Source organism: Streptomyces sp. NPDC060194 (genome assembly GCF_042728285.1).
In the GTDB taxonomy this organism is placed as follows: Bacteria; Actinomycetota; Actinomycetes; order Streptomycetales; family Streptomycetaceae; genus Streptomyces.
In genome coordinates, this window is sequence record NZ_JBHWZH010000078.1 from 1 (window position 1) to 4,894 (window position 4,894).

Here is a 4,894-nt window from a genome sequence, read left to right on the forward strand (position 1 = left end):
CCCCGGGGTGGTCGTCCCCGGGGCCCGGCCCCGCCGTGCGCGCAGCCTCAGACCCGGACCGGTTGCGGGTCCTCGTCCTCCACGTCCTCGGCGTCTTCCGCCTTCCGCAGCGGGACGCCCGCCGGGGGTGCGGTGACGAGTTCGTCGTGGGTCAGGTCCGGGAGCCACCGCAGCCAGCTCGGCAGGTACCAGTTGCGGTCGCCGAGGAGGGCCATGACGGCGGGGAGGAGGACGCCGCGGATGATCGTCGCGTCGATGAGGACCGCCGCCGCCAGGCCGACGCCCATCTGCTTCATCGACTGCATGGACAGCGTCCCGAAGATCGCGAAGACCGCGACCATGATGACCGCCGCGCTGGTCACGACCCCCGCCGTCGTCACCACGCCGTGCACGATCGCGTCCCGGGTGGTGCGGCCGGCGAGCTTGCCCTCGCGGATCCGGGAGACCACGAAGACGTGGTAGTCCATCGAGAGCCCGAAGAGGATGACGAAGAGGAACAGCGGCAGCCACGAGATGATCGCGCCGACCCCCTCCGCCCCGACCAGCGACGCCCCCCAGCCGTGCTGGAAGACCACCGTCAGGATCCCGTAGGCCGCCCCCACCGACAGCAGGTTGAGGACGATCGAGGTGACCGCGATGGTCAGCGAGCGGAACGAGAGCAGCATGAGCAGGAAGGCGAAGACCACCACGAAGGCGAAGACGGGGGCGACCGAGCCGACGATCTGGTCGTTGAAGTCCTTCGAACCGGCGACCATGCCGGTGACCGGCGCCTCGACCCCGTCGACCTTCCCGAGCGTCGCCGGCCGCACCTCGTCGCGGATCAGCGACAGGGACTCCTCCGCCCGGTCCTGGTCCGAGCCGCCGACCAGCGGCACCGTGACGAACGCCAGGTTCTCCGCCTCCCGGACCCGCACCTCCACCGGGCCCCGCGAGGCGCCCGAACTCACCGCCTGCTCACGGAAGTCCGCCAGTGCGGCCGTGACCTCGGGCGAGGTGATGTCGTCGGCGCTCACGACCACCTCGGCGGGGTCGGCCCCGCCGGGGAAGGCCTCGTTGACGCGCTCGTAGGTCTGGACGATCGGCAGCGAGTCGCCGAACTCCTGGTCCAGGGTCAGGTTCTGCGTCTTCATGCCGAGCGCGGGCACCGCGAGGGCGACCAGCGCGCCCGCCGCGACCAGTGTCGCGACGAGGGGCCGCTTGAGGACGGTGCCGAGGACGGCGTGCCACAGCCGGCTCTCGCCGTCCGCGTTGCCCTTCTTCAGCCGGGCCAGGAACGGCACCCGGCCCTTCTCCACCCGCTCGCCGAGCAGCGAGAGCAGCGCGGGCAGCACGGTGACCGAGCCGACCATCGCGACGGCCACCACCATCAGCGAGGCGAGCCCCATCGCCTGGAACTCCGCCAGCCCGGTGAACAGCATCCCGGCCATCGCCACGCACACCGTCACCCCCGAGACCACGATCGCCCGGCCGCTGGTGGCCGCCGCGATCTGCATCGCGGTCTGCGCGTCCCGGCCCGCCGCCCGCTCCTCGCGCTCGCGGCGCAGGTAGAACAGGCAGTAGTCGACGCCGACCGCGAGGCCGACCAGGAGCATCACGGAGCTGGCGGTGTCGCTCATCGGCTGGACGTGGCTGACCACGGCCATCAGACCCGTCGTCGCCATGATCGCCGTGATCGCGAGGACCACCGGGACCAGCGCGGCGACGAGCGCGCCGAACGCGACGAGGAGGATGCCGAAGGCGACCGGCACGGCGGAGAACTCCGCCTGCTGGAAGTCGTCGCCGAAGGCGTCCTCGAAGGTCTTGTTCATGCTGGCGCCGCCGATCTCCGCGATCCGCAGGTCGTCGTGCCCCTCCTGCACGCCCTCGACGGCCTTCAGGACCGGGTCGATCCGCTCGTGGGCCGTCTCGGGGTCACCGCGCACGGTGAAGTGCACGAGCGCGCTGCGGCCGTCCCGGGAGATCGACTGCGTGTCGTACGGCGACTTGACGTCCGCCACCGCGCCCGTGCCCTCGACGGCGGCGATCACGTCGTCGACGGCCTGCCGGAAGCCGGCGTCGGTGGCCCGCACGCCGTCGTCCTTCGCCTGCAGGAGCACCGTCTCGGCGGCCGGCTCCTCGATGCCGGCGTTCTCGATCAGCTTCTCCGCCTGCTGGATCTCGCCCTGCATCTGCTCGCTCTGGCGGACCTCGACGCTGCCGGTCACCTGACCGAGCCCCATCGCGGCGATCACGAAGAGCACCCAGATGCCCACCGCCGCCCAGCGGTGGCGCGCGCTCCAGCCTCCCGCCCTGGCCGCGATGCCCCGTACCCGCGTTTCGCTCATCCCGATCCGGCCCCCTGGCACGCGGCAGCGGCTTCGTGCCCCTGCCTGTCACCCATGACGCTAGGGCGGCGGGTGACGCGACACGTCGTGCTGACCGGTGAAACCGCGGGGCGGGCGTCTCCTCCGAACGAAGGCGGCGGGCGGGCGGTATCTCCCCTCCAGGGTGGACCCGGGTCCCTTACACGTATCCCGGAAGTCCAGCTCAGCGCGGATCCGTGTCCTGGGGGCGCCGTCCGCGCCGGGAGCCTAGGCTGAGCGCATGGCGAACTACGCGGCACTGCTCCGGGGCGTGAACGTCGGAGGCGGCCGCAAGGTGCCGATGGCGGAGTGGCGGACGCTGCTCGAAGGGCTCGGGCACACCGACGTTCGCACGTATCTGAACAGCGGGAACGCGGTGTTCGCGAGCGGCGCCGGCGCGGACCCGGACGTGCTCGCCGCGGGCATCTCCCACGCGCTCGCCGGGCATTTCGGCTTCCCGGTCGACGTACTGGTGCGCACAGCGGCCGAGTTGCAGGCGGTGATCGACCAATGCCCGTTCCCGGCAGACGAGTTGGAGCCCAAGCAGCTCCACGTCACCTACTTCGACCGGCCGGTGGGCCCGGAGCGGTTCGGCTCCCTCGACCTCGACGCGTTCCGGCCCGAGGAGTGCCGGCTCGGCGAGCGGGTGCTGTACCTCTACGCGCCGGACGGCCTCGGCCGCTCGAAGCTGGCCGAGGCGCTGTCCAAACCGGCGCTGCAGAAGGGCGTCGTCGCGACCAGCCGCAACTGGAACACCGTCCGCAAGCTGGCCGAACTCACCGGTGGTGGCGGTCCCGCCGCAGGCTGAACCCGCCCGGCAGCCGGACGGAGCTGTGCCCCCGCCCGCGGGTGATGTTCGCCCGCCGGCCCCCGAAGGTCCAGGACCAGCCGTGGTTGGTGACGTTGAGGTGGAGCAGCTTCGGGATCACGGGGATCCGCTTGTGGTAGTAGAACGCCATGTGTGCCTCCTTCCCCCCAGGGTGCGGGGCAGTCCCGACGGGCCCGTCACGGGCCCGCCACGTTTCCGTCACGGTGGTGGGGGAGGCTGGACCGCGAGCGATACATCGTCATCGGCGCGGGCGCCGTGGGCGGCACGATCGGCGGGCTCCTGCACGAGGCGGGCGCCGAGGTGGTGCTCGTCGCGCGCGGCGCGCACCTGGCCGCGCTGCGCGACCGCGGCCTCACGCTCACCACACCGGGCGGCGTCCGCACGCTCCGGGTGCCCGTCGTCGCCGGCCGCCACCCACGCGGCCCGCGCGGGCCTGCGCCCGGGCGAGGGCCTGACCTCGGCGGCGCTGCACGCCCGGGCACGGGCCCTCAGGCGGACGTGAGCGGCGCGGTGTGCGTCACCAGCCGGGTGACGCTGCCGTCGTCCTCGGGCAGGTCGCGGACGTGCGCGCAGTCGAGTTGGCCCGGCAGCCCCGTGGAGTTCCGAGCGGCGACCGTGGCGTGGACCTCGCGCAGGCAGAGCACCTCGTGCCCACGGGCGGTGAGCGCACGGGCCCGTTCCGTGCCGAGGCCCCGACCCCGGGCGGTGCGGGCCGGCGCGCAGACGATCTCGTGGCCGTCCAGCGACTCCTCGGGCGAGGGTTTGATCTCCGCGTGGCCCAGGCTCGTCGGCCGGGACGTACGGGGTCAGGAGGAGGCGTCCGGTGCGGACGTCAGGGGTCATGCGCTGAGGGCCGCCGTGCCCGAGGCGAGGGCCTCGTCGTGGCGGAGGAGGAGCAGCGAGGCCAGCGCCGGGGACGGGCCGAGGACGGGGGCGAGGTGGTCGGCGTCGGCCGCGCCCGCGGCGATGCGGTCGGGGAGGCGGCCGGGGGCGATGACGTAGGGGGCGACGGCGACGCGGCGGACGCCGTCGGCGCGCAGGGCGCGGACGGCGTCCTCGGTGCGCGGGAGGGCCGCGGAGGCGTAGGCGGTGCGGACGGCGCCCCAGCCGCGCCCGCGCAGGTCGCGAGCGACGGCGTCGACGCCGGCGACGGCGGCCGGGTCGCTGGAGCCGGCCGCGGCGAGCACCACGCCGGTCGTGCGCCGGTCGGCGGGGCTGAGGCCGGTCCCGTACAGCCGGTCCTCCAGCGCGCCGAGCAGCAGGGGCGAGGGGCCGAGCACGTCGGCCTGGCGGATGCGCAGCCGGGCCGGGGCCGCGCGGAGCACGGCCGGGATGTCGGACTTCGCGTGGAAGGCGCGGCTCAGGAGCAGCGGAGCCGCGACGACGTCCCGCGCCCCGTCCGCCGCCAGCCGGTCGAGGACCTGGGGGACGGACGGCGCGTTGAAGTCCAGGAACCCGACCTCCACCCGCGCCCCGGGCCGCTGCTCCCGGACGCGCTCGACGAGGGCGTGGACGGTGGCCGCGTGCCGCGGGTCGCGGCTGCCGTGGGCGATGACGAGGAGGACGGGATCGTGGCGCATGACGGTCTCGGTTCGTGACGGCGGACAGGTCGTGGGGCGCTTTCGCGGGAAGCTCCCCCCGGGGGTTCCGCGTCCGGCCCCGGGCCGGTGCGGTACCCCCCATGCCCCCCCAAAAAAATTAAACCAACCCCCCGCGCCCCGCG

The 4,894-nt window shown here is 74.0% G+C and carries 5 protein-coding genes and 1 pseudogene; 2 read left to right on the top strand and 4 right to left on the bottom strand.

Annotated features, from left to right (window positions below; all coding sequences use genetic code 11):
• Positions 1 to 47: 47 nt before the first annotated feature.
• Positions 48 to 2,324 (bottom strand): MMPL family transporter, encoded by a 2,277-nt coding sequence (locus tag ACFWEG_RS18095; RefSeq protein WP_387216125.1) that lies wholly within the window; start codon positions 2,322 to 2,324, stop codon positions 48 to 50.
• A 259-nt stretch (positions 2,325 to 2,583) separates the two neighbouring features.
• Here ACFWEG_RS18095 and ACFWEG_RS18100 point away from each other — a divergent pair, with 259 nt between their 5' ends.
• Positions 2,584 to 3,150: a DUF1697 domain-containing protein gene (locus ACFWEG_RS18100; RefSeq protein WP_387216127.1), complete on the top strand. Its 567-nt coding sequence runs from the start codon at positions 2,584 to 2,586 to the stop codon at positions 3,148 to 3,150.
• Here the strand turns inward: ACFWEG_RS18100 and ACFWEG_RS18105 are convergent.
• Complete coding sequence (locus ACFWEG_RS18105; protein ID WP_387216129.1) at positions 3,119 to 3,301, bottom strand: DUF4236 domain-containing protein; 183 nt, start codon at positions 3,299 to 3,301, stop codon at positions 3,119 to 3,121. The two genes, ACFWEG_RS18100 and ACFWEG_RS18105, sit on opposite strands and share 32 nt — an antisense overlap.
• Before the next feature lie 110 nt (positions 3,302 to 3,411).
• Between ACFWEG_RS18105 and ACFWEG_RS18110 the strand changes: the two are divergent.
• Positions 3,412 to 3,579 (top strand): annotated as a pseudogene (locus ACFWEG_RS18110) (2-dehydropantoate 2-reductase N-terminal domain-containing protein); the annotation flags it as partial.
• An 80-nt stretch (positions 3,580 to 3,659) separates the two neighbouring features.
• Here the strand turns inward: ACFWEG_RS18110 and ACFWEG_RS18115 are convergent.
• Positions 3,660 to 3,815, bottom strand: coding sequence for a hypothetical protein (locus ACFWEG_RS18115; RefSeq protein ID WP_387216178.1), 156 nt, complete (start codon positions 3,813 to 3,815; stop codon positions 3,660 to 3,662).
• Positions 3,816 to 4,010: 195 nt separating this feature from the next.
• Positions 4,011 to 4,751, bottom strand: a complete 741-nt coding sequence (locus tag ACFWEG_RS18120; protein ID WP_387216131.1) for a sirohydrochlorin chelatase — start codon at positions 4,749 to 4,751, stop codon at positions 4,011 to 4,013.
• Positions 4,752 to 4,894 lie beyond the last annotated feature (143 nt).

Bases quoted from the DNA above. Each gene is read 5' to 3' on its own strand.
- ACFWEG_RS18105 (WP_387216129.1), bottom strand. From the start codon at position 3,301: ATGGCGTTCTACTACCACAAGCGGATCCCCGTGATCCCGAAGCTGCTC.
- ACFWEG_RS18095 (WP_387216125.1), bottom strand. From the start codon at position 2,324: ATGAGCGAAACGCGGGTACGGGGCATCGCGGCCAGGGCGGGAGGCTGG.
- ACFWEG_RS18120 (WP_387216131.1), bottom strand. From the start codon at position 4,751: ATGCGCCACGATCCCGTCCTCCTCGTCATCGCCCACGGCAGCCGCGAC.
- ACFWEG_RS18100 (WP_387216127.1), top strand. From the start codon at position 2,584: ATGGCGAACTACGCGGCACTGCTCCGGGGCGTGAACGTCGGAGGCGGC.